The sequence below is a fragment of the Dyadobacter sp. NIV53 genome (assembly GCF_019711195.1).
In the GTDB taxonomy this organism is placed as follows: domain Bacteria; phylum Bacteroidota; class Bacteroidia; order Cytophagales; family Spirosomataceae; genus Dyadobacter.
Map to the genome: position 1 here is coordinate 3,342,603 of NZ_CP081299.1, position 26,333 is coordinate 3,368,935.

The window sequence follows — 26,333 nt, forward strand, 5'->3', positions numbered from 1 at the left end:
AGTATTCTTATTATCCGGTTATTTTAAAGGTAAAAACAGCTCAACGCGCGTTCCCATATCGTTGTCTGTAATTTTGTAAGAAGTTTTGCTTTCGTATAAATTGCCCAATGCTGTAATTCTTTTGAGTGTTATATCAATCGGATTTTTATACACAGAATTACCGTTCATTTTTTTTGGTTCTTCTTTTTCAATCCCGCTGTGTTCTATAATAACTTTAAGAAGAGGTTTTTCACACTTCATGATAATTTTCAGCAGACTTTGCTTCTGCACCATTTCTACTGAACCATATGCTATTGCGTTTTCGACAAAGGGTTGTACCAGCAAAGGCGGGATCTGATTTTTGTTTTCCAGAAGAGCAGCATCTATGTCAAATTCAGTTCGAAAAATATAATTGTACCGTTCTTCTTCGAGCTGTACAAAAAGCTTCAATGCTGTAAGTTCATCTTCCACGCAAACCAATTCCTGTCTGCTGTTTTCCACGACTTTTCTTATAAGCTTTGAAAAAACCTGAATAAAATTTGTTGCTTCCCTTCTTCGGTTGGTTAGAACATATGTTTCAATCGTATTAAGGCCATCAAACACAAAGTCTGGATTGATGTTTGCTCTAAGAATTGCTGCTTCCGCTTCCGTCCGAATCTGTTTTATTTCCGCTTTCTGCTGCTCCTCTTTTCTGATTAATGCAATTTTGTATTTGTAAATAAAGTATAAGATGCCTAAAAACAGTAAAAAAAGCAGTGTAATAAACCAGGTTGCTTTCCAGAAAGGTGGATGAATATGTATTTTTATGGCTGCCTCCTGTGGATTTTCAATTCCATCATTATTTGACCCTTTCACACGAAACGTGTAATCACCTGGTGGAAGATTGGTGTAATTTGCGGTCCTTCTGTTACCGGCATCTATCCATCTTTTAGTAAGGCCCTGCATCTGGTACTTATAGCTATTCCTTTCTGAATTAGAAAAATTTAAAGCCGAAAACTCAAACGAAATATAATTCTGATCATAGGGCAAACTGATCGCTTTAAGGTACGGAACCGCAATACTGTCGATATAAGCCTGATCCATTACTTTAATATTCGTAATCCTGACCGGGCCTGCAAACTGATTGGAAGTAAGGCGGTCCGGCCTAAAAAAGCTGATCCCATTTACACCGCCAAAATATAGAGTGCCGTCATCTGCCATAAACGAGCAATTGGTATTAAATTCATTACTTTGAAGCCCGTCCGACGCATCATAATTCTTGAATGTTTTTTTAGCCGCATCGAAGGCAGTAAGCCCTTTATTTGTGGAAAACCAATAAATCCCCTTTTTGTCTTTCAAGACTGTATATACCACATTATTAGGTAACCCGCTTGTTTCAGAAAACTGCCTTACAACAGCATTTGTCCTTTTGTCCAGCTCATAAACACCGCAATCGGTACCAATCCAAAAAGTATGCCGGTCTTCATATACTGCCCTTATATTCGGACAGTCGATTTCGCTGGTTTTGTTAAATCTTATAATCTTTTTTGTTTTAGCTGAATATTTCAGTAATCCATGGCCAATAGTTCCAAACCATATATCGCCTTCTGAATCTTCATAAATTAACCTGATGACATAACCGGAAATAGCCTTTATTTCAGGCTGGTCATTCCAGTTTTTCCATTGCTCTGTCCGGCTGTCAAAACGGAACAGTCCGCGTTGCCCGCCTGTCCATATTTCATCATTATTTAATGCTTGCACTGCATATAAGTAAACCAGTTCCTGCTGTCCCTCCCGAAATAAAGATTTGAAATGCTGGGTTTCAGGATCGAATCTGCAAAGGCCTTTTCCCAAAGCAAGCCATAAATCGCCTGTTTTATCAGCAGAAATGTCATATACTTCGTTGTGCAGCAGGCTCTTGATATTGCCAGGATTACTTTTATATATTTTAAATTGATTGAGAACAGGATCGAATCGCGTGAGGCCTCCGGACTGCGTCCCAAAATATAAATAGTTTTTATGGCCATAAATTTTGAAAACCATATTGTCCGAAAGCGACTGGTCAGGTTTATCTTCGTTTTTGCGTATCAATCCAAACTGATACTTTCGGGGATCATATTTTTCAAACCCTCGTCCACTAACTCCAATCCAGACATTGTTTTGACGGTCTTCATAAAATGACAGAATATAATCATCGGAAAGGCTAAGCGGTTCGGTTTCCTGGTGTAATACATGTATAAAATTTTGATCAGCCGGATGATAAACAGAAATTCCTCCGGTTCGGGTGCCAATCCATATCCTGCCTTTGGAATCCTCCATTACTCTCGTAATTTCATTGCCGCTCAGGTTATAGGGGCGGCTTCCCTTCGTAAAATGTTTTTGTAAAATTAAGTTACCACTTCGGTTTTCAAGCAGAAAAAGGCCGTCTTCATAAGTACCAGCCCATATTTGATTTTGAGTATCGGCGAGTACAGTTCTGAATATTGTTTTTTTTGACAATCCCAGAACCTCATTCATTTTTAGCGGCACAAATTTCTGCCTGCTTCCGTCCAGTTTAAAAATATCATCGTCAGTAGCTACAAAAACACTGCCATCTTTGCCTTCTGTTATATCAATCAGTCTGTTGGAAAATATAGGATAATGCCTGATTGCCTTATTTGCGGTTTCAAAGTAAAATGCACCATTTTCGTCTGTTAATATCCAGATATTCATCAACTTATCCATCATCAAAAGTTTGACAGACACGCTTTGCAACAAATGATCTTTCCCTAAGAACTGATGAAACCCTTTAAAACTATCTTTTTCAGAATTGTAAATATTTAACCCTTTGATGGTACCAACCCACAAATGCCCTTTTTTGTCATCTAATAGAGTCTGAATAAAATTGGAATTAGTTTGTCCGGTTTTATAAACTTTAAAATCATATCCATCAAACCGGTTCAGCCCGTCCTGTGTTCCGAACCACATAAAACCATCAAACTGAACCGATGTATAACCGCTACCCTGCGACAAACCTCTGTCCTGCGAATAATGCTCAAAGTAAATCTGGTCTGTATTTTGGGCCAGGCAGCTTAACCCAATCAAACAAGTGATAGCAAGTAACAGACGCTGAGCCATATTATTGAAAATATTGTATTCTAACAGTCCAATTAATGCGCAATTAATTTCACTAAAATTTCACAATTCCTGTAAGTATTTCTGGGAATATATTATTTACCGAACTCAAAACCTGCCCCTGAAAGATGGAATCGTACTTATCACAAATATGTATTTAAAATCCATAGTATTATAAAGTAAAATTACCCGATTTAATTAATCAGGTAATTTTACGTGTTATCTTGTTTTATTACCAAAACCAGATTTAACTATAAATATTATACGTTCTTAAAATTGAAGGATAAAAGACAGATTAATTACTAAACTGCTTTAAGTAATAATGCATGTTCTTACTTGCGCTTGTCAAAACATTACTTTTCTTTCAAAACCATGAAAAGGGAACTACCGAATGGCGCAGTATGAAATATAGTTTCTTCAAGTGACATCATACGCAGTAGCAGGCTGTTGATAAAATTGCCGGGATAACTTACATCCGAGTCGGGCGTGGCAGTACTTAAATTCTCTTTTCTGATTTGACGGCGCTGCCAAATCCTTACTAACCATATTGGAAGGGATAGCAGAAATGGCCAGTACGTTTTGTATTTCACATTTAGATTGACCAATCCGAGGTACACTTCAAAATCTTCGAATGTAAACCTGCGTGAACTGCCGACAGCCAGATCGTGCGTGCCAGAAAATGCTTCAAATGCGTGAATATTGATCAGAATAATTCCATCTTTATTCAATCTTTTCCTGAATATTTTCAAAGCGCTAATGATCTCTGTGTCAGTCAGAAAATACAACGCATCGTTGCAGCAGATCACATCAAAAGTTTCATCGGGCCGAAAAGCGTTTACATTTTTGAGATCACCAAAACTCACATCCAGATCCCTGGCCAGTGAGAAATCTATGGCATGTTCGGAGAAATCAAAACCTGATATATTGTGATACCCTTTTTCCTTTAAAAACGAGAGCAGCCCGCCGGTTCCACACGCAGCATCCAGTATTTTGAGTCTGGGGTTAAAAACCTTAAAGTGATTTGTAATCTGCAACAAAATTTTGCGGTGAAGTACCTGATACCACCACAGTTTTCGCTCTGCTTCATACATGCGCTGGTATTCAATTCTGTTATTTATCATAGCGACTGTGTACTGTTATACTTGATAACATACTGTGGCTGACCACTCTGCGCCATAAAACTTTTCCCAATATATTCACCCAAAACGCTCAGAAGTGTACATTGAATTCCTCCAATAAAAATGAAAGCTGCTGTTACGACCTGCCAGCCTTTGGGGTCCGGGCCAACTATCCATTGTCCGAAAAGAAAAACCAGCATCAGAAATCCCAGGCCAAACAGCCCAAGGCCAACAGGCATGAACAGGCGGATCGGTAAAGAAGAATAGCAGAATAATATGTTGAGAAACAATGAAATAAGCTTTTTCCAGGTATAGTTAGAATTGCCTTTTTCCCTTTTCTGATGCGCCACTTTTACTGTTCCTATATTGCCGGTGATGCGAAAGATAAGGCCATCTATATACGGATAAGGTCCCTTATATTTAATAATTTCCTGCACTACTTCCTGTTTTAATAATTTGAAACTTGACAGGTACAAATCCCTGGGTTTGTTCAACAAGTAACTGGTGAGCCAGTTAACAAATTTACTTCCCATATTTCTGTGCATGGCATGCTGTTTTTTGGAGTAGTAAGTATAAACCACATCGAAATCACCGGTTTCGGCAGTAGTTACCAGTTTCAAAATTTCCTCCGGCGGATTTTGAAAATCATCATCAATCATCACGCAATATTCTCCAAATGCCCAATTGAGTCCGCACATCACTGCATTAAATTCTCCAAAATTCCGGCGAAGTGATATAAAACGCACATTGGAATTCTTTTGAGCTATTTCTTTACATACCGCTTCTGAACCGTCACGGCTGTTGTCATTTACCAACACAATTTCAAAAGAGACAGTAACCAAAGCAGCCTGAAGACGGTCAATCAGGAGCCTGATCGAGTGTTCGCTGTTATAAACGGGTATAATAACAGATAGCTTCATATAGTATCAAACCGGTTAATACACTGAATAATATAAGTTACTTCTGAGTCCGTCAAAACCGGATGTAATGGAAGGCTAATCACCTGATTGTGAATAAGTTCTGTAATGGGCAATTGCAAATGACTGAGATGGGAATAGGCGCGTTGCTGATGAATGGGCAAAGGATAATGTACATTGGTCTGTACACCGGCTTTTTCAAGATGCGCTATTAATACAGTTCTCTGAGGATGCCTTACTATAAATAAATGCCAGACGTCCTCATTGCGTTTGTCACCGGGTGGCAATATTAATTCCTGCAATTTTATTTCGTTTAGGTACCGACTGGCAATGTGCTTTCTCCGTTCATTATCCTTATCTAAAAAAGGAAGTTTAATGCTCAGAATGGCCGCCTGTATTTCGTCCAACCTGCTGTTTACCCCCTGGTAATCATTTTTATACTTTTCAACTGAACCGTAATTTCTCAGATAAGTAATTTTTTCAGCCAAATTTCTATCCGATGTTGTAACAGCCCCGGCATCTCCTAATGCTCCCAGATTTTTGGTCGGATAAAAACTGAAAGCGGTAGCATCTGCAATACTTCCTGTTTTCTTATTCTGGTAAATAGCTCCGTGAGCCTGCGCCGCATCAGTAATTACCTTTAAATTATAGCGGTTTGCAATTTCGAGAACTGGTTCCATTTCACAACTCCGGCCATAGAGATCAACCGTAATGATGGCTTTGCTAAGCGGTGTTATTTTCTCTTCGATTTTAGCAGGATCAAGCAGCATTGTAACCGGATCGGGCTCCACAAATACAGGAATATGATGGAGATAGCTTACGGGCAGTACTGACGCGATATAAGTATTTGCAGGAACAATAATTTCGCTGCCAACAGGAAATTCAAACGCTTTTAATATTAATGTGATGGCATCCAGGCCATTGGCTGTTCCAATACAATACTCCGCTTCACAATAGGCTGCAAAATCTTTCTCAAATGTTTTCAGCTCATTTCCCAAAATATACCAGCCTGACCTCAATACCCGTAAAGTCGCTTCCTCAATAGCTGGAAGGTAAGGTGCATTAATTTGATTTAAATCCAGAAACGGGATCATTGGGGAATTAGCTGATTCAGCATATAAGGCTGGTCGATATAATCCGACTGATCGTAATATTCGTTGGAAAGCACCAGAAGAATTGAATCCTCAGAAAAGGAATCCATAATATGCCAGTCTTTCGGTTCTAAAATAAGGCAGGAAGCAGGATTGTCAAGAAAAAAATATTCTTCATTTTCACCATCGTTAGAGTACACACGGCAACTCCCATGAAGGCAGACAAGTGCATTCCAGGTTTTGTGATGCCTATGCCCTCCTCTTTTTATTTCACTTGCCCCGTAAATGTAAAATACACGCTTGATTGTGCCAGGTATAATCTTTTCAAAAACTGTAAGATTACCGGCGCCAGAAGTAAAAGTATTCAACTCAACTAATTGTGGCATATTTAAAAATGTGTGTTAGGAGTTAGCTAAAAAGCCCGTATCAAATTCTAAGTTTTTTCTAACCTCATTGCAAGGTAAAAAGTTTTTTTATTTAAAATATCCTATATACGTAACCTATTAAAAGTGACTAATCATTTCTTGGAATAGTTACTTAAAATTAATAATTTAATTAAAGAAATTCCAGCCTGCTATTTTATCCAAAAACATAAATATCTTAACAGGTAATGGTTCGAGCCATAGAATTTTATTATAACCCATATAGAATATTTGTGGGTGGCTAACACAAATAATCATTGAAAAAAATAAAATAATACGTATGGATGACATAGAGGCTGTTTTTACTAAAATAAACATAGCAATCAGCAGGAATGGAAATCCGTAAGACAGAGCCCGGTCAATATCGTGCACATAAATACCGGTGGCTACCAAAATAACAAAACCAATAACCAGAGCTGACAGCAATATGTATCTCTTGGTTAAATACAAAATAAATGCTGCGGCTAACATGATCAGCCAGGTTCCTTCGAAAGCCGCCCAGATACTGCTTCCCAGGCCATTTCGATGCGCATCGGCAAATAATACGGGCGTACCGATCGTGGAGTAATGATGATTAGGAAAATAAGTGACCTGGACATAATAACGTATGGTAAAATAAACTAACCATGCAGCCCATACGACAAGGCTTTCCTTTGAAAAAGCAAGTTTTAAAAGCGTACCAAAGCTAAAATTATTTTTCTCCCACGCTTTGGTAACCATCCACCAAAGCAACAGATAACCGCCTGCAACTACTGCCCGTTCGTCCGTAAAAAAAGCTGCCTGCAGAGACAGAAAAATAACACCAGAATTTTTGCTGAGCAAGGCAACCAGTAAGAAAAACCAGGCAAAACCATCGCCATAACCATGCACGTCCGCAAATGTCCAGACATTGACAAAAATGTTGGATACAGACAGGATAAAGAAAGCTGTGATGATTTTATCCTCTGAAATTGAATAAATGTATTTTCCTGTCTTATATAAAAACAAAATGCCCAGAACGGCCTGAAATACAAGGATCAGGAGCACATTATGCCCTGTAAGGTATGAAAGTAATGGAAGCAGCCACCGGAAGATCATATTTTCGCGGCGGACATCATACTCCATATCTCTGGGATGAAAAAGATCCTGAGCCTGATTTTGTATAAAAACCCAGGCATCCATTTTCACGCCATTTTCACTAAGATGGTCGATCAGTAATGTGTAAGGAGGAAAGGCAAGAAACAGGGATAATACGACCGAAAAAAAGACAAGCTGCCAAAGCCAATTCCTGGCAGATAACTTTGATTCGAGCCAAAATGTAAAAGAGTGGTAAAAATTTTCTAAAAGCATGCTTAACTGTAAATGCGAATTACTTGTTCAAATATACAGCATGTATACGTTAAATAGTTCAATACCGCCGTTAGCACATTTCAAATTACATCAATTGCAATTCAGATCAATACCTCCCACACTTTCATTTCCAGCTGGCCACAATCCTGCTTCCCTCCTCACTTTCTTCGATATGCAGATAAGTCTGGATTTCCTGCTGCAAGTCCTCTACATGGCTTATGATACCAACTATCCGGTTCTCTTTTTGCAATGATTTCAGGGTTTCAAAAACCATTTGTAATGCATTTTTGTCAAGAGAACCAAATCCTTCATCCAGGAAGAAAAAGTTATGACTGGATTCATTCCTGACGTGTATATGATCGGCCAGAGCAAGTGCGAGTGACAATGCAGCCTGAAATTTTTGTCCGCCCGATAAAGTCTTGAGCAAACGCATATGACCGCCATTAAGCAAATCCCGGACCCAGAAGCTATTTCCTTCTCCCAGTTCCAAATGCAACTGCTGGTGGGTCATCTGATGAAAACGGTGATTGGCCGCCTGGATCAGGTTCTGGAGATAAATACTGGATGCATAATCTACAAAACCGCTGGAACGGAAAAGCTTTGCCAAATCATCCAAATGATCTTTACGTAACAACAGGCGGCTCCTTTCTTTTAATAACAATGCTTTTTTTGCCAGATCTTCTGCCATTTTTTTTAGTAAACCGTCCTGCCGGCCTTCTTCCTTTCTCCATGCATTCAGGCTGGTTGTCAGATTACTCTTACCATTGATCAGCTCTTCATGTTTTTCTGGTATGTATGTTTGGTCCTGGTTTTCGAGTAACAGATTTTCAAGGTCTCTCTTAGTTGTGTTCAAAGTGGATTTGAATTCGTCAATTGTCTTTCTTTCAACCGCAATCCGGATCGGCATTTCCAGTATTTCCCTGACTAGATTTTCAGATTCAAATTCATATTTGTTTAATTGTTCATAAATAACCACCTGTATCCCTGTTAATTGCTCCCGGTTTATTTCAAGTGCTGCAAATAACGTCGCCTGACTTCCGGAAATCGTATTTTTTTCTTTTTCAAGAATATCAATTTCTCTTTCTGTCTTTTCATAAAGCTCTTTTATTTTCTGATAATTGTGTTTCAGAGCTGCAATTTTATCGATAATAACGGCTTTATCCTGCCCGTTAAAGTCAGTCAATTTCACTTTTTCCAGCTGACCGGATAATGTAAAAACTGTATTTTCAATTCTGAGGATTTCGTTTTTCAGATTTTGTAAAGGTTTTTCGATCTTTTCTACTTTTTCCTCAGTATCAGATTCTATTTTAGCTGTCATACTTTTGATCAGCACATCGTTTTCTTTTACTTCTTTCTGAATTTTCTCAATTCCTGAAAAATATTCATCGAATGCTTTCCGGTCACTTTTATCAAATTTAGCCCAAACAAAAAGCGACTCATGACGTGTGATACGCTCGTTTATAGCTTTCAATCTGGATCTCATCGTATCGAGCTGATTCATCAGATTATCAATCCGGCCAAAATCTTTTTCTACAATGGATTGAAATCTCCGGACTGATTGATCCAGTTTTTGCAGGCGCACCCGCTGATTTTCAATTTCAGTAATTTCTCCTGATAAATGACCGTCTTCATGTAACACAGCCGGATGATGCTCAGAACCACAAAGCGGGCATGGTTCACCACTGGTAAGTGTACTCGCATATTGGTGTAAAGCACGCTTTGTTTCTATTGATATTGTTTGTTTTTCAAGATTTTTCCTGGCAATCTCATTATCGGCCAGGTAATTCTGAACAGCAGTTTCAATAATTTCTGCGTTAAAATCAGAAGCAATATTGATGAAAAATGACTGGTTAGCCTGTCCTATTTTTTCTTTCAGGAGTTCTTTCTCTTTTTCAAGATTTTCCTTTAAACTATTTCCTTCGGCTAAGGTAATTTTCTTATTCTCATGGATTTCATCGCAAGTTGCAAACCATGACCTTACCTGGCTAAGTTCTTGTATATCTGTTAATTTACTTTTTTTATGCTCGTTTTCTTCTTCCTTTTCCTGTTTTTGTTTTTTCAGCAAAACAATCGTTTCTTCCTTTTCTCTCAGCCTTTCTTCTCCCCTTAAAAGCGCACTTTTATTTTTTTCAACCTGAATATTCTGGTCTAAAATCAGGATAACTTTTTCCAATTCTGCGGCCATGTCCAAAAGCTCCTCACGCTTTTCGTAGTGATCCTTTAATCCAGTTAATATTCCACTTTGGCTTAATAAAAGTATTTCAAGCTCCGAACTTCTTAGCGCATTTTTATCAAATGTATCCTGATTCCGAAGTATAGTATCCGTAAGTGATTTTTTTTGATCTATAAGCGTTTTAAAGTGCAAAGAACAAATTTCAAAAATTCGTAATTTTTCTTCCCGGCCTTTCATTATGGAGCGTTTGGATTCAAGCTCTGCCAGTTGGAATTGAAGCAACTGCATTTTCTCAAACACCAGTTTCAACCTCTGCATCTGGTCAAGCTGGCTGGTAAGGACAAGTAATTCATCATTAACTGCTTTTATTTGAGCCCTGACTTCCTCACGCTTTTTTTCCTCCTCTTCGATCATGTCCGGAGTTACTATTCCCAATCCCAGTAACTGTCCATCCAGATTAGACAGATCCATGTCATTTTTTTTGCTGAGGCTCCCCACATTCCGGCTCAGATCGTACTTTTCCAACTGAAAAAGCTCCTTCATCATCCGTGTCCGTTCCGAATCTTTCAGCTCTATAAATTCCTGGAACCTGCCCTGAGGAATAATGATCGTTCTCCTGAAATTGTCGTAGCTGAGGCCAATAATACTTTCCGTAGTTTCATTTTCGGCAAGTGGAATCCAGGCATCTTCTTTCCATAAATAAGCCTTTCTTTCAAAAGTTTTTACCTCCTTAAAATTCTTGCTGTTACGCTTCCCTTTCACGGTAAACTTATACAGCTCTGCTTTTTTTCCTGCAATACACTCAAAATCAATCAGTAATTCATCCGAACGAAGGTTCATCATATTGTACGTCCGGTCATCACCTTTCGAATTCAATCGTTCAGTATCTCCGTACAAGGCAAAGGTAATGGCTTCCAGAATAGAGGATTTTCCGCTTCCAACCGCACCAAAAATCCCAAAAAGTGATGCATCCGTTAACGGATCAAAATGTATTTCCTGTTCTTTCTGGTAGGAATATAAACCTTTGATTTTAAGATATTTTGGAATCATTATGTAGAGGCTGTCGGCCGTTAGCTTTCGGCCTTCGGCTTCATTGATGTTTCAATATATTATTAGTGGCTATTTGCTGATTGCCGAAAGCCAATATTTCAACCCTTTGCTGATGGCCGATTGCCAAAAGCCGACGGCTCATCCAAAACCATTGCAAGCAAATCATCCAGATAAACACGGTCATTGCTCAATCTTGGAACCTTGTTTTGGCCGCCCAGTTTCTGGCGTTTTCCCATCCATGCATAAAAAGTACCCGCAGGAACGAAGTGAATCAGGGGAGCCAGCAATGCCATATCTTTATAACGTTTGGCATCATAATCAGAATTTACTTCCCGTAATGCCTCGTCCAGAACCCGCGTAAATTCTTCACGGTTATGAGGTTCTTCAGTAAACTCAATGACCCACTCATGGCGCCCACGCGAACCGTCACCCATATAAACCGGTCCGGCAGTATAATTAGCAGCAAGCGAATTTGTTTTTTGCGTAGCTACTTTAATCGCGTGATCCGCATTTTCCACGATCACTTCTTCACCAAAAGCATTGATAAAATGTTTGGTACGTCCGCTCACTTTAATTCTGAAAGGATATTTTGAAGTAAATTTGATCGTATCGCCAATCAGATACCGCCACAATCCGGCGTTGGTTGAAATCACCAGTGCATAGTTTTCGCCCACTTCCACTTCATCCAGTAACAGTGCTCTTGGGTGTTTTTTACCGACTTCATCCATGGGTAAAAACTCATAAAAAATCCCATAATCCAACATGAGCAGCATTTCGCCTATCCTGTTCAGATCATCCTGAATAGCAAAAAATCCCTCAGAAGCGCTATAAGTTTCCAGATAAGTTACCTGATCAGAAGGAAAATATTTTTTAGTGAAAAGATCCCGGTAAGGCTCAAAAGAAACTGCACCGTGCACAAAAACTTCAAAATCCGGCCACACTTCAAGCATATTGTCCTTTCCGGTCAGTTCCAGTATCTGGTCAAGCAGAACGATCGTCCAGGTTGGTACACCTAATATGCTGGTCACATTCTCCTGTGAACAAATCGTGGCCATTTTTTCCAGCTTGCTTTCCCAATGATCCATCAGGGCAACTTCAAGCGGTGGTGTACGCATTATTTCTCCCCATGCCGGCAGATTTTGCATAATAACTGCCGACACATCTCCAACCTGTGTATAATCGTCGAAAGGGTTCGCATGCAGAGTTCCGCCAATAGATAACCCTTTTCCATCAAAAACCTGGGTGTCGGGCCTGTTCTGGATCAGCAATGTCATCATATCTTTCCCACCTTCGTAGTGGCATTCTTCCAGTGCTTCGGGCGATACAGGCAAATATTTGCTGCGGGCATTGGTAGTACCGGAAGATTTGGAGAACCATTCGATTTGTGAAGGCCAAAGCACATTAGGTTCACCTTTTAAAACACGTTCTATATAAGGGTATAATTCCTCGTAGGAAGATACCGGAACCTGGTTCTGAAAATCTTTGATGGTTTTGATCTGGCCATAATTGTGCTTACTGCCCCATTCTGTATAACGCGCTGTTTCAATGAGTTCTGAAAATATGCGCTGCTGGGTCTCAATCGGAGACTTCATAAACTGCTCTATCCTTTCATAGCGCCGTTTCAAAAACCAGACAGTCATATCGTTTACCAGCTTCATGTTTTATCAATTAGTTGAACGTTTTAATCTTCCAGATTTTGTAAAAATAGCAAATAAAAATGGTGAGAGAACAGATTAAAACTGTTTCCCTCACCATATGCATATGACGTATATCTAAGATTTGGTACTAAATTTCCTGTAAAGAAACAAAAGAAGTACTGCACCGAGAATTGCAATAAAAAGACTGCCAAGGTTAAAACCATCGACGGTGCCAAAACCCAGTAAAGATGAGATCCAGCCACCTACCACTGCTCCTGCAATACCAATTAGAATGGTTACGATAAAACCTCCCGGATCAGCACCAGGATGAAGTGCTTTAGCAATTGCTCCGGCCACAAGGCCGACGATGATCCATGTTAAAATTCCCATGTACGATTTAGATTAGATTATAGTGAATGATTACTTCCCTAATATTATAAAAACTATGCCGTACACAAAAATTTCGCAGGAAATTTGTAAATCCAACGCTTTCGGAAACGCAATTTCTGTAACGGTGCATAATTCCTTATTACTGCGTGCGCATCCTGTCTATTTATCATAAAACATATTACTTCCACCTGCTTTTTTTGTAATGCTGGATTCTATTTCCGATGCATTTTCTAGAATCCTGGCCGTTTCCTGCGGCATTTTCCGAACAACCCTGGCTCCGACTATCTGATACAAAGCTTCACCTAACAGCGGGTCTTTGGGATTACCATAAGGATACAATTTCATACTTTCCGTGACAGGAAAATCCGGTGTGAACCCCACATAATAATCCGATTGATGCTGGCTATTCAATGATTTGGTAACTATCGGCTGCAATCCCCATTTTATCTTTTTTGAATCATCACTGATCGTAATGGAACCTACATTTTTTCCATAAGTTTTAGCTCCGACCAATGTTACATTCATGAATGGTTTCAATCCGTTGATCAGCAGTTCACTGGCAGAAGCCGTATTCCCCGACGTCAGAACAATAAAGTGATTGAGGGACGATCCGATATTTTGAGTTTTAGCTTTAAACTTATCATAAAAATATGCCTCTCCAAATTGTTTTTTCAAAACCGGCGTGACAGTGGAATTATATTCTTTATAGTAAAAAATATCATTGGAAGTAACTTTTCCGATCAGACTGGCCAGATTGGTTGATGAACTCACATAACCGCCTCCATTATATCTCAAATCAAGTATTAGTGAATTAACATTATTGGCTTTAAAATTGGCAAAAACCTGATCCAGTTTCAGGTCGTACTGGTTGGAGTTGCTGCCATTGGGGCTTGGGAAAAACTGATGATAAACAATATAGCCGATTTTATTACTGCCATACTGAAACAGCGTATCAAAGTAAACCGGGTCTTCTTGTAAAACAATTGGCGTAACTTCTTTCTTAACCGTGCTTTCAGAAATAACGCCATCGTCGGTTATAGAACCCAATGAAAAAGTTAACACGCCTTCCGCATTTAGCAGCTGACTATAATTTGCCCCGGTTAACGCCTGGCCATTCACACCGGTAAATACATCACCACGTTTTATTCCTGCTTTTGCAGCCGGAGAATCCGGCAAACTGTACAATACAACACCTACGACATTACTACTGCCTTTTGGATAGTAATACAGTTTGTAATCCATTCCCGTAGATTTGGATTCACCACTCAATCCCGCTTTCAATTCATCCGCACTTTCCTGGATCCAGGAAAAACGGTCGCCTTCCGGATTGGTCGTTGCATTGTATTTGTAAAGCAAAGATTCGAAAAAGGCCTCAGGTTCCAGAGATACGTTGGGATTTGCAGGAATTTTATCATTCCAGTAATACCAATATTTCATCTGTTCCAAAATCCACTTGTCAGTTTCTGATTCTGTGGCCGGCTCTACTGTTTTATCATGACAGGCAGATAGAAATCCAAAAAGCACAAAAAACAGCAATACATGCTTTACATTCATTTTACTTACATTTTATAATCTAAAAATACGCCACTAATGATATCGCAAGCCAGATTCATTTGTTCCTCATTGATTACCAACGGCGGAGCAAATCTTATTTTATTTCCGTGTGTAGGTTTACAAAGCAATCCTTTATCCATCATCTGATAACAAAGTTTCATTGCAGTCGGGCTGTCTTCGGTATCATTAATTACAATTGCATTTAAAAGCCCTTTACCTCTAACGGTTTCAATCAGAGAACATTGCTTTTGAAGAGCCAACATTTTGTTACGGAACAATTGCCCCATCAACTCTGCATTTTCAGCCAGGTTCTCGTCCTCAACTACTTTCAAAGCAGCAATAGTAACTGCACAGGCAAGCGGATTTCCACCATAAGTAGAGCCGTGTTCACCAGGCGCAATTGTCAGCATAATTTCGTCATTGGCCAGTGCCGCCGACACAGGAATGGTTCCTCCTGATAAAGCTTTTCCTAAAACCAGAATATCCGGTTTTACCCCTTCCCAATCACAAGCCAGCCTTTTCCCTGTTCGTCCAATGCCAGTCTGCACTTCATCCGCGATAAACAATACATTGTATTTTGTACACAAACCGCGAACGCCTTTGAGATAACCATCTTGTGGAACTACCACACCTGCTTCTCCCTGAATAGGTTCTACCATAAAACCTGCGATATCCGGATCATTTTTGAAAGCATCTTCCAAAGCGTTCAGATCATCGTAAGGAACCAGGATCACACCGGGTAAAAAAGGGCCGTAATCATCCGTGCTCGATGGATCAGTAGACGACGAAATTGCAGCCAGTGTCCTGCCCCAGAAATTACCTGAAGCATATACGGTTTTAGCTTTATTGGGAGCGATTCCTTTTACTTTGTAAGCCCATTTACGTGTAAGTTTTAAGGCAGTTTCGCCACCTTCTACGCCCGAATTCATCATCAGGACTTTATCATAACCAAAGTATTCACAAAGAAATTTTTCACATTCACCCAGTTGGTCGTTATAAAAAGCACGGGAAGTGAGAGTGAGTTTTTGCGCCTGTTCTATCATGGCAGCAACTATATCAGGGTGGCAATGCCCCTGACTTACAGCACTGTACGCCGATAAAAAATCCAGATACTGCTTTCCTTCCACATCCCACACATGCACACCCAATCCTTTGGCAAGTACAACAGGCATGGGTTTATAATTATGCGCTCCGTATTTGTATTCAAGTTCTATAGCATATTGAGAAGTATCCAAAGTAGCTGTGTCTTGTGTGATTGTGTTTGTATAGCTGGCCATTAATATTATGGTAAATAGTTTTAATTTAATGATGTAAAATTAGGCAAACCCTTCTTATTTTAACAGGTTTAACTTAGCTTGTTTGCTTACTTATTGCTATGAAGTTACAATATATTTCGGACAGTAAAGGCATTACAACCGACGTATAGATTCCTGTTACATAATGAAATACATTGAAAAAGAAGTAGCTGCAATTGAACCGGGTGAAAAATAATTGTTATGTGCTGTATGCACTACCTGTTTGTAGCAACACATAATTCAAATTGAAAGTCATGCCGCATGGGGGCTACACCACAATACTGATTTGTGTATTTTACTGCAATCGGGGTAGTCGCTGCGTGGCAAAAAATAAGCTGACAAAATATATTTTGCTACAAACGAGGTAACCACAATGTGGTATCCATCCATTTTACAATTAATAAAAAAAGCAAAACAATAAATCCCCATTTTTATTGAATCCCCGGATTATCTGAATTAACTTTGCACAAAATCTCATAGGGGTGCCCAACCGAACGGGCTGAGATCATACCCATACTACCTGATCCGGATAATGCTGGCGTAGGAAGAGAAAGCTAAAAGTAAGAAACTTGAAAATTCACTTTAACTGATTTCAAATTATTACAATTCGAAGCGTTTCACATTTTATTTTTAGAACCAAAGGATAGGTGGCCCCTGCCTGTTCGTAACAACTTATCATCGCTATGCGAAAAGTTACGACCTATCTGTCGACGCTTGTTTTAAGCGTATTATTTATTTTCCCATCCTGGGCCCAACGATCAGTTTCCGGCCGGATAACTGATGGAGACGATGGCAAACCTCTGCCCGGCGCTTCTGTAAAAGCCGGAGAAATTCGTGGCGCCAGTACGGATAAAAATGGAAATTTCACTTTAAAGAACATTTCTGAAAACATCCCAACACTCGAAATATCTTACATCGGCTATGAAACAGTTAAAATGGATATTTCTGACTCTGGTATTCCGCTGGAAATCAAACTCAGTAAAAGCACCTATCAGGCTGATGAAGTGATTATTAATGCAACCCGTGTAAGTAATAAATCGGGAATGGCTTTTACTAACGTAAGTGCTGAAACGCTCAATAAACAGAATCTTGGCCAGGATTTGCCGGTTTTATTGAATTTCACACCATCGTTGGTAAGTACAAGTGATGCAGGAGGAGGGGTTGGCTATACCGGTATCCGGATCCGCGGCTCCGATGCTTCCCGTATCAATGTAACTGTAAATGGAATTCCCTATAATGATGCTGAAAGTCAGGGTGTTTTCTGGGTAAATATGCCCGATTTTGCTTCTTCAGTTAATAGTATCCAGATTCAGCGTGGCGTTGGAACCTCTACCAACGGCGCGGGAGCATTTGGTGCTAGTGTTAATATCAACACCAATGCATTTCATAAAGAAGCCTATGCGGAACTGAATAATTCGCTTGGATCCTTCAATACGTTCAAAAATACCATTAAAATCGGTACCGGATTATTGAAGAACAAGTTTTCGGTTGATGGGCGTTTGTCCAGGGTTTCGTCGGATGGTTTTGTAGACCGCGCCTCTTCCAATTTGCATTCCTATTATCTTTCCGGGGCATATTTTGGTAAAAAAAGTTTTGTGAGAGCCAATGTATTTTCAGGAAATGAAAGGACATACCAGTCCTGGAATGGTGTGCCGGAAGCTAAACTTAGAGGTAACCAGAAAGGAGTTTTAGAATATATCAAAACAAATGAACTTGATGAAAAAGATGCGGATAATCTGATCAGCTCCGGCGACCGCACCTTTAATTCCTATACCTATAAAAACGAAGTCGATAATTACCGGCAGGATCATTACCAGCTAGTTTCTTCCCATACGTTAAGCGACAAACTGACCTTAAATGTAAACGGATTTATGGTACGCGGACTTGGATATTACGAGCAATACCGGACGCAGGATAAATACAGCGATTATAATCTTCCTAATGTCGTGATAGGTGGCGATACGCTCTCACGCACGGATCTGATCCGCAGGCGCTGGCTGGATAATTACTTTTATGGAAGCACTTTTTCCGTGGATTTTAATAGTTTCAAAAAAATTACTGCAAGTATTGGCGGAGGCTGGAATAAATACGATGGTGATCATTACGGACAAATTACGTGGGCTCGTAATGCTGGAAGTATTGAAAATGAACATCAGTATTATTTCAATAAAGCAGTCAAAAAAGACTTTAATATTTACGGAAAAGTATACTACCAGCTTACGTCCAAACTGAACGCATTCGTCGATTTACAGTTCAGGCAGGTTAGCCATACTATCAATGGAACTGACAATGACCTGGTGCCGCTTTCATTCAACCAGTCTTATTCATTTGTAAACCCTAAGGCCGGACTTACGTACCAGGTTGCAGAGCAAAGTTCCGTTTATGCATCTTACAGTATGGGCAACCGCGAGCCTAACCGGGATGATTTCACGTCCGCCACGGCACAGTTGTTTCCAAAACATGAAACATTACATAATGTTGAAGCCGGTTTCAGGACACAAAAAGGCATTTGGGCATTTGCCGCCAATTATTATTTAATGAAATACAAAAATCAGCTCGTACTCACCGGACAAATCAACGACGTTGGAAATGCTGTTCGCGTCAATGTACCGGAAAGTTACCGGACAGGTATTGAACTGGAAGGGGCGGTTGCTTTTGGTAAATTTCTGAAATGGAATGCCAATGCCACATTCAGCCAGAATAAAATCCAGAATTTTACCGAATATGTTATCGACTACGATACTTACGAATACAAAACCTTTGATCACGGGAAATCTGATATTTCATTTTCGCCTGATGTCATTGTAGGTAGCCAGCTTACATTCAGTCCGAAAAAGAGCCTGGAACTGGCATTATTAACCAAATATGTAAGCAAACAATATCTGGATAATACTTCCAGCGAAACCCGTAAACTGGATGCATATTTCACCAATGACATCCGCCTTACATGGACAGTAAAACCAACCTGGGCAAAAGAAATCTCATTTAATTTACTGGTGAATAACATTCTGGATGAAAAGTATGAGTCCAATGGTTACACGTACGGCTATTATTCCAGCGGTGCTTTAACACAGGAGAATTTTTATTTCCCTCAGGCCGGGACGAATTTTCTGGTTGGAGTTAACCTGAGGTTTTAAGTTAATAATTTGCTTCCTACATTGCCTGCCAAACCAAACTAGTTCGAGCTTAAATTATTAGATAACAAGACATCAAAATATAAAATAGCGTTTCGCCGGGCGACGGTCGCTGAAATTTTTCTGTACCAGAAAAGTCGAAATTTCAAACAAAACAGGAAAGTAAAGGTGAAGCGCCTGCGTGCAAACGTGGGCGTTCCTTTTGCTTTGTGTTGTGGGCTTCGACTCTCTCGGAAACAAGCATCGGAATCAGCCCGCGCTTTTGCGTTTATACAATAAAAGTCAGACGGTTCCTTGAAATAGCCCAGGCAAGGAATTATGAATCAATCAGAATCGATTACAGGCCCCGATTTCGTTCATGCAATACAAGAAAAATATGTAGCTATGGTTGACGAGTTTATTTACCGTGTTGTACATGCTACAGAATATGAAGACGGTTGCATCATCTTTAAGGTTGTCGTAGCCATTGATACGCCCTAGGAGTCCGAAGGCCTTCCCATGCATTATAGTCAGTGGCTTACCTGGGATTATTCCACTCAGGTTCAGCCGGGAACCTGCCCGTTACGCAGGTGCGGCCTATTGGAAACGGCTTACTATTATAATGAGCCCCATGTTATGACTGCGACTTTCAAGTTCATGAATGACCCGGACGTGATTATCGAAAGAATTGTTAACCGTAGCATGGGTGCCAATTTTGAGTATAATGAGCATAATTTCAGCCACATACAGTACTTTTTAGATCAGCTGCACCCAATCATTATAGATCATGATCAGGAAAAGTACTCTTACGATGAAGCTGACTTTCCGCCGGCTGTTACCACCGGTTAATAATTTTTTTGTTCTATTCTACAAGCCATTAAAAGTAAAAGTGATAGGTTTGAGCGCTTGTTGAAAAAGAGTTACATCATCTAACAAATTAAAGCAAGCATTTAAAATTGAAAACTTCACGATGCTGTCACTGAACAATACAGCATACTCTTAACTGGTAAGCCTGTCATAGAGCTACCGATATATCTCAACGGAATTTGTGAAAAACTTCTTTTTGAACGGCCCTTACGGGGCATTCAAAGAGAAAATTTGTGCGCCCTAGCGCTTCTTTGATTATTTCTTAAAACGCAAATTGCCTAAAAATCATAATACAGTACTCATGAGAAAAATTTACCTGTTGATCCTGTTGATCGTATTTACCCTTGGTTCAATCAATGCTCAAAATGTAACTTATCAAACTCTACATACTGGTTCTACTTTTGATAATAGAGCTATCAATCAAAGCTTGACCGTTGGCAGTCTAGCCGCTTCTCCTTCCGTTTCCGGATCTGGGGGTGCAAACTATTCAATTCCTATTTTTGCTGCTCCGGGAAGCAATTCAATAACTCCCTCATTATCTGTTGAATATAACTCTCAAGGGGGTAATGGAATTGCTGGAATGGGTTGGGAGATATCCGGATTATCGTCGTTGGTAAGAAGTCCGCGAACTGTATATCATGATACTTATGCAAACCCGGTTGAAGTTACATCTGACGATCGTTTTTCACTTGATGGCCAAAGATTGATTCTAAAAACCGGCACTTACGGTGTAAATGCGTCAACATACGGATCGGAAAGCGAAAATTTTTCGACAATAACATTAAATGGATCAGGAGTTAATATGTGGTTTAATGTTATCTCAAAGGACGGTGTTATCATGGAGTATGGAAATACTTCTGACTCTAAAAGGGTTGCCGATGGAGAAACGGCGGTTCTTTTTTGGCGCGTAAATCGAATCCTATATCCCGATGGAAACTACATTGAGTTCAAATACATTAATCTCAATAATGATTTTAGAATTGATGAAATCAATTACACAGGTAACGCGTCTGCCGTTCCTGTGCTTCTCCCATATAACAAAATTAAATTCGACTATAAACTTAGGTCTGATTTAAATGCTTTGGAGGATGGTGGAAATTCAATCGTAAATGCTTATCTGTTAGACAAAATAGTCGTCACAGCCGAAGGATCCACCGTTAAATCCTATCAATTTAATTACGGGTGGGATAATATCAATTCATATTTAAAAGAGGTTGTTGAGTCTGGCAGTGACAATTCGGTATTAAATGCCACTATATTTAAGTATGGTGATGCGCCAATAGAATTTCAATCGGGCGCGTCAGGAATTGTTGCAGGTCAAGCAGTCGATTTATTCCCGGGCGATTTTGATGCGGATGGCTATACTGACGTAATGGCCGCCACTTACCAATTGAACAATTCTATCAAGTATCACACTGGATTTAAAATCTATAAAAGGACGCCGGGAAGCGCAACATATACTTCTTCTCCGACTATTACCCTTCCTTCATCTACTAATTATACGTTACTCGAAAAAAAGAATTCTTCACTTTCATATAACTTCCTTAGTGCCGACTTCACAGGTGACGGGTCGGATGATATTTTAGTGACCAACACAACTGGTTCCGGGGCTGGGAGAGTTCTAAATAATCTCCTCCTATATAAGAGTGATAATAACGGCACGTCGTTTACCCCAACAACAATTTCTACTTATCCGGGATACCCGTATATCAACACAACAGGCAACTTTATTTTCCCCGGTGACTTTGACGGAGATGGGGTTCAGGATATTTTGACCATTTTAGGCAGTTCCAGTACTAATTTTTATTCACATCTGTATTTTGGCAACAATTCGACTAGTTTCGGTTCTGTTGGTGTAACTGGATCCATAAATTTCCCTGTGAGTGATTGGGCTACTATGGACCAAATTCATGTTTTAGATTTTAACGGAGATGGGAAAAGTGACCTAATGCTCATTAAAAATAGTACATGTGAGATACTAACTTTTGATGGTTGGGTGGCAAGACGTATCAACTTGTCCACAGGTTTTCTTTCAAAAGACCATCTTATTTACTTTGGAGATTTTAATGGCGATAGTAAAACAGACATTCTTACCCGTGGCTCACTAACCAACAATACTTTTCCGTGGACGAAAGCAATCTCATCAGGAAAAACATTCATTTTAACCCCCATTACCTTCCAGCACACACCAGATATCACAGGATCCTACTCTGACGATCATTTCACCATTTCAGATTATAATGGTGATGGCAAAATGGACATTTACCATGGATGGAATTATTTTGTCGGGGCAGGTGCGAGTACTTCACGGCTAGACTTGTATTACTCAAAAGGATCCAGTGGGTTCTACAATACACAGCATACCTTCTCGAGTACATTAGGATTTGTAGGGAATCAAGTATTCGATCTAAATGGCGATGGAAGGTCTGATAATGTAAACATAACTTTCTACGGCGACCCATTTGATATATTCTATTTCAAGAAAGATGGCAAGGAAAACTTACTGGAAAAAGTTAAAAATGGCCATAATCATATAACAGAGTGGAATTACAAAAGACTAAACAATGCGGACACATTCTATACCCGGGCGAGCCTCACAGTACATCCATTAAATACTCTTCAGCCTTCGTTTAACTGTGTTTCAGACTTTAAAAGCCAAAATGGCATTGGTGGTTATTCAATCAATATAGTTATGAAGAAGCAAAATTGAGTAAAACAGGTAAAGGATTTTTGGGATTTAAAAAAGTAACTATCTCAAATCTGGCTACAGGAATAATAACCGTTTCAGAAAATGAATTTAATACCACTTTTTTTGCTGTCGCGCCCTATCGTACCAGCACGTACCTTAATTCTATATCACCATCAACATTGCTAAACCAAAGTACGCTGACTAATCAATTTGTAGATCTGGGAAATAAGCGTTTTTGGTATCGGATCAACAATGTTGCTGATAACAAAAATTTTGAAGGGCAGACCGTTAATACAGCCAACACGTATGATAATTATGGTAATGTGACAACAAGTATTGTCAATAATAACAATATTGAAACCAAAACAACCACGTCGGTTTATGGGGCATACGTTACCACGATACCTAACAGGCTTACTTCCATTACGGTTTCTAATTCCCGAATAGGAGACCCGGTACCACATAACGTTAGTACAACCTTTACTTATAACTCCTTGGGACAATTAACCTCTAAAACAGATTTTAGTGGCCTTCCCAAAAATGTTATCACGGCTTATGAGTATTCTGATCTTGGCAATTTAAAGAAAACCACAATAATGCCTGCATCTATGACTGCTCGGATCACATCCGGAACTTATGATAGCAAAGGTCGTTTTTCACTCTCTAGCACTAATGTTTTAAGTCAGGTTTCCAGCGCTACTTACGACGCCAAGTGGGGAAAACCGCTTACCCTTACGGGAGTTGACGGGCTCACTAGCACAAACGAATACGATGCTTTTGGAAAATTAAAGAAAACGACCTATCCTGAAGGATTTAGCCTTATTCAAACTTACGCATGGGATCTTGCAAATGGCGTTTGGTATAGCCTGGCAGACTACGATCAACCAGGAAAGCCCTTTACAAAAACAACTTATGACATTCTCAATCGGGAGGTCAAAACAGAGACTGAAGGGTTTCAAAATGAAACAATCACAAAGGTAAATAGTTATGATGCGCGTGGTAATGTTGCAACTTTTACCCAACCGTATAAATCGGGAGAATCTGTTTTGGTCACTACAAATACCTATGATGCTTACAACCGGCTTTCTTCTTATGGAAACAGTGTTTTTGGTACTACAAACATATCATACTCATTCGGCTCCGGAAACCTCTATACAGGGATTACCAATCCTGCCGGGCAGTTAACAACGAAAGTGACAGACGCAAGCGGAAAAACCATTATCGCATCAGACGCTGCCGGTAGCCAACTATTATATACCTATGGCAGCCACGGCAATTTACTAACTGTTAAGGCAGGAAGCGCTACAATTGTTACTAATGAATATGACGCTTATGGAAAGCAAACCAAGCTCATTGATCAAAATGGAGGTGCCACAATCTATGAAAGTAATGCACTTGGACTACTTGTTAGCGAAACCAACGCTAAGTCAGAAGTCCACACAATGGAATATGATCTGATGGGACGAAATACATCCAGAACAGGGCCCGAACTTACCACAACCTACGAGTATTATCCTTCGGCGACAGGGCCACTGGCTACTTCGGTGAACCAGCTTAAAAAAGTCACAGGATTTTCTGGAAATACAACCGAATATACTTACGATGGTTTTGGGCGGGCTGCTTCTATAAGGGAGACCATAGAAGGTACTCCATATACGACAACGTATGGTTATGATATTTATGGGAGTATAACTTCTGTTGACTATCCGTCAGGATTTGGCACCAAACATACTTTCGATTCAAATGGATACCCAACCACAATAAAGAATAGTGATAACTCCATCACCTTCTATACCAATACGGGAATGAATGGGAGAGGGCAAAATACCACTTACACGCTTGGAAATACAAAGAATTCCGTCAATACCTATTACCATGGAATGCCGACGCAATATTTGACGGCCGGGCTTCAAAACTTGGAAATGAGTTGGAATTACACCAGCGGAAATCTAACCCAGAGAAAGGATAACATTAAGTCAAAAACAGAAGATTTTACTTATGATAATCTTAACCGCCTCCTGACTGCTACTATAGTCGGGCAAGCTGCACAAATAGCTACTTATGATAATAGTGGAAATATATCATCGAAAATCGATGTAGGATCCTACACGTACCATGCTACAAAAAGGAATGCGGTCACTGGCGTTGCCAATTCTTCATCTGCTATTCCTTTGCTTCAACAAGACATTGGCTATACGTCGTTCATGCAACCTCAAGCTATAAGCGAAAACGGGGCACTGCTAACCTACACTTATGGAGCGGACTACGAACGTACCAAGAGTGTGCTTACCTCGCCCTCTGGTAATGCAACCCGTTATTATTTTACGGCTGGTTTTGAAAAAGTTATTATTTCAGGAGTTGAACGGTACATCCATAATATTATTTCTCCTGCTGGATTAATTGCCATTGTCGAGATTCAAGGATCTGTGCAAACTCCTCATTACATATATACGGATCATTTAGGCTCCATCCTTACTATTACCAATAATTCAGGAACAGTTGAAGGGGAACAAAGCTTCGATGCTTGGGGAAGAAGAAGGAATCCGACAACTTGGGTGCCATTACTACCGACGGCTGCAAACGGCTTACCGACATCATTGGCTTGGTTACAAAGAGGCTATACCGGACATGAACACCTGGATAATTTCGGGCTTATTAACATGAATGGGCGTTTGTATGATCCTGTTGTAGGCAGAATGTTAAGCCCTGATAACTATTTGCAAGACCCGTTTCACACACAGGATTACAACCGTTACTCATATTCCAAGAACAATCCTCTCCTTTATACCGATCCAGATGGTAATCACCCGATAGTGGTAGCAATAATTATTGGTGCTGTTATTGGAGCATATTCCGGGGGAACAATAGCAAATCAAGGAAATTATAACCCTTTCCAATGGGATTATAGATCAGGAAAAACATGGGGTTATATGCTTGGTGGTGCCATAGTAGGGGCAACTTCTGCCGGAGTGGGTTACACGATTGCTGCGTCCGGTATTGCGTTTGCTAATACAACTGGAATCGTTGTTGGGTCGTATATTAGCTCCGTTGGAACAGCTTTGTATACTTCCGGGCAAACAGACGTAAGCATAGGTATCGGTTTCGCTAGCTATAATTTGGCAACAGGCAAATTTGGCTATTTTGGTAAAAAAGGAAATTCATTTCTTGACAATTTAGGCTACGGGCTGGGTGCATTGGCAAATATTCAGGATATTCTCATCGGTTTTAAACCGGGAAGTGCGCAGATTCAAACCGAAAACCGGCCAGCTCAGGGAAAAGAATTGGATTTAATTGGCCATTTTCAAGTATTGGATGAAAGGGTGGATCACTGATTGATTTTGGGCCTTATAAAGAACTGGATGGTCATTTTACACGTTTTTCACCTGCTAGGAACAACTGGGTAGAGTATGCTATGGCTGATGGAACAATAGAGACCAAAAATATACCTGGTAATCTACATCCAAGTTCAATAACCATTAAAGGGCTAAATATTACTAGACTTAAAAGTATCTCGAGCAACCTTAATTCAAATGCCGGCTCTTATAACTTTTTACTAAGAAGTTGTTCTTCCGTTGCTTCAAGAGCTCTTATGGCTTCTGGGTACTTTACTTTAGGA

The 26,333-nt window shown here is 39.8% G+C and carries 15 protein-coding genes and 1 riboswitch; of the genes, 4 read left to right on the forward strand and 11 right to left on the reverse strand.

The features are described from left to right. Window positions 1-18: 18 nt before the first annotated feature. From KZC02_RS13535 to rocD, 11 genes are all read right to left on the reverse strand, one after another. Window positions 19-3,075 carry a two-component regulator propeller domain-containing protein gene (locus tag KZC02_RS13535; RefSeq protein WP_221394575.1) on the reverse strand — a complete coding sequence of 1,019 codons (3,057 nt, stop codon included), beginning with the start codon at window positions 3,073-3,075 and terminating at the stop codon, window positions 19-21. A 350-nt stretch (window positions 3,076-3,425) separates the two neighbouring features. Further along, on the reverse strand, window positions 3,426-4,193 hold the full coding sequence (locus KZC02_RS13540; RefSeq protein ID WP_221394576.1) for a bifunctional 2-polyprenyl-6-hydroxyphenol methylase/3-demethylubiquinol 3-O-methyltransferase UbiG: 768 nt from the start codon (window positions 4,191-4,193) through the stop codon (window positions 3,426-3,428). Then, window positions 4,190-5,110, reverse strand: coding sequence for a glycosyltransferase family 2 protein (locus KZC02_RS13545; protein ID WP_221394577.1), 921 nt, complete (start codon window positions 5,108-5,110; stop codon window positions 4,190-4,192). Before KZC02_RS13545 ends, KZC02_RS13540 begins: the two co-directional genes overlap by 4 nt. Continuing rightward, window positions 5,107-6,201, reverse strand: a complete 1,095-nt coding sequence (locus tag KZC02_RS13550; protein WP_221394578.1) for a DegT/DnrJ/EryC1/StrS aminotransferase family protein — start codon at window positions 6,199-6,201, stop codon at window positions 5,107-5,109. The genes KZC02_RS13545 and KZC02_RS13550 overlap by 4 nt, the downstream gene beginning before the upstream one ends. Further along, window positions 6,198-6,584, reverse strand: a complete 387-nt coding sequence (locus KZC02_RS13555) for an FdtA/QdtA family cupin domain-containing protein (RefSeq protein ID WP_221394579.1) — start codon at window positions 6,582-6,584, stop codon at window positions 6,198-6,200. The genes KZC02_RS13550 and KZC02_RS13555 overlap by 4 nt, the downstream gene beginning before the upstream one ends. Window positions 6,585-6,749: 165 nt before the next feature. Next, window positions 6,750-7,949 carry a hypothetical protein gene (locus KZC02_RS13560; protein WP_221394580.1) on the reverse strand — a complete coding sequence of 400 codons (1,200 nt, stop codon included), beginning with the start codon at window positions 7,947-7,949 and terminating at the stop codon, window positions 6,750-6,752. A gap of 124 nt (window positions 7,950-8,073) precedes the next feature. Continuing rightward, window positions 8,074-11,172, reverse strand: coding sequence for an AAA family ATPase (locus KZC02_RS13565; protein ID WP_221394581.1), 3,099 nt, complete (start codon window positions 11,170-11,172; stop codon window positions 8,074-8,076). Window positions 11,173-11,270: 98 nt separating this feature from the next. After that, window positions 11,271-12,830, reverse strand: a complete 1,560-nt coding sequence (locus KZC02_RS13570; RefSeq protein WP_221394582.1) for a GH3 auxin-responsive promoter family protein — start codon at window positions 12,828-12,830, stop codon at window positions 11,271-11,273. 114 nt (window positions 12,831-12,944) lie between these two features. Continuing rightward, window positions 12,945-13,199 carry a GlsB/YeaQ/YmgE family stress response membrane protein gene (locus KZC02_RS13575; protein ID WP_221394583.1) on the reverse strand — a complete coding sequence of 85 codons (255 nt, stop codon included), beginning with the start codon at window positions 13,197-13,199 and terminating at the stop codon, window positions 12,945-12,947. A gap of 159 nt (window positions 13,200-13,358) precedes the next feature. Further along, the gene (locus tag KZC02_RS13580) at window positions 13,359-14,753 is read right to left on the reverse strand and encodes a S41 family peptidase (protein WP_221394584.1); all 1,395 of its coding nucleotides are present in this window, start codon (window positions 14,751-14,753) and stop codon (window positions 13,359-13,361) included. Window positions 14,754-14,758: 5 nt separating this feature from the next. Then, entirely contained in the window at window positions 14,759-16,030 is a 1,272-nt protein-coding gene (rocD, locus tag KZC02_RS13585) for an ornithine--oxo-acid transaminase (protein ID WP_304488628.1), read from the reverse strand. A gap of 486 nt (window positions 16,031-16,516) precedes the next feature. Next, window positions 16,517-16,612, forward strand: a riboswitch (TPP riboswitch). Window positions 16,613-16,731: 119 nt separating this feature from the next. On the opposite strand from rocD, the gene KZC02_RS13590 reads away from it, so the two are divergent. The 4 genes from KZC02_RS13590 (at window position 16,732) to KZC02_RS13605 (ending at window position 26,049) form a co-directional block, all read left to right on the forward strand. Beyond that, window positions 16,732-19,185: a TonB-dependent receptor gene (locus tag KZC02_RS13590; RefSeq protein ID WP_221394585.1), complete on the forward strand. Its 2,454-nt coding sequence runs from the start codon at window positions 16,732-16,734 to the stop codon at window positions 19,183-19,185. Window positions 19,186-19,680: 495 nt separating this feature from the next. Beyond that, window positions 19,681-20,010, forward strand: a complete 330-nt coding sequence (locus KZC02_RS13595; protein ID WP_221394586.1) for a hypothetical protein — start codon at window positions 19,681-19,683, stop codon at window positions 20,008-20,010. A 319-nt stretch (window positions 20,011-20,329) separates the two neighbouring features. Continuing rightward, on the forward strand, window positions 20,330-22,738 hold the full coding sequence (locus tag KZC02_RS13600) for an FG-GAP-like repeat-containing protein (protein WP_221394587.1): 2,409 nt from the start codon (window positions 20,330-20,332) through the stop codon (window positions 22,736-22,738). After that, the gene (locus KZC02_RS13605) at window positions 22,735-26,049 is read left to right on the forward strand and encodes an RHS repeat domain-containing protein (RefSeq protein ID WP_221394588.1); all 3,315 of its coding nucleotides are present in this window, start codon (window positions 22,735-22,737) and stop codon (window positions 26,047-26,049) included. Before KZC02_RS13600 ends, KZC02_RS13605 begins: the two co-directional genes overlap by 4 nt. Window positions 26,050-26,333: the final 284 nt, after the last annotated feature.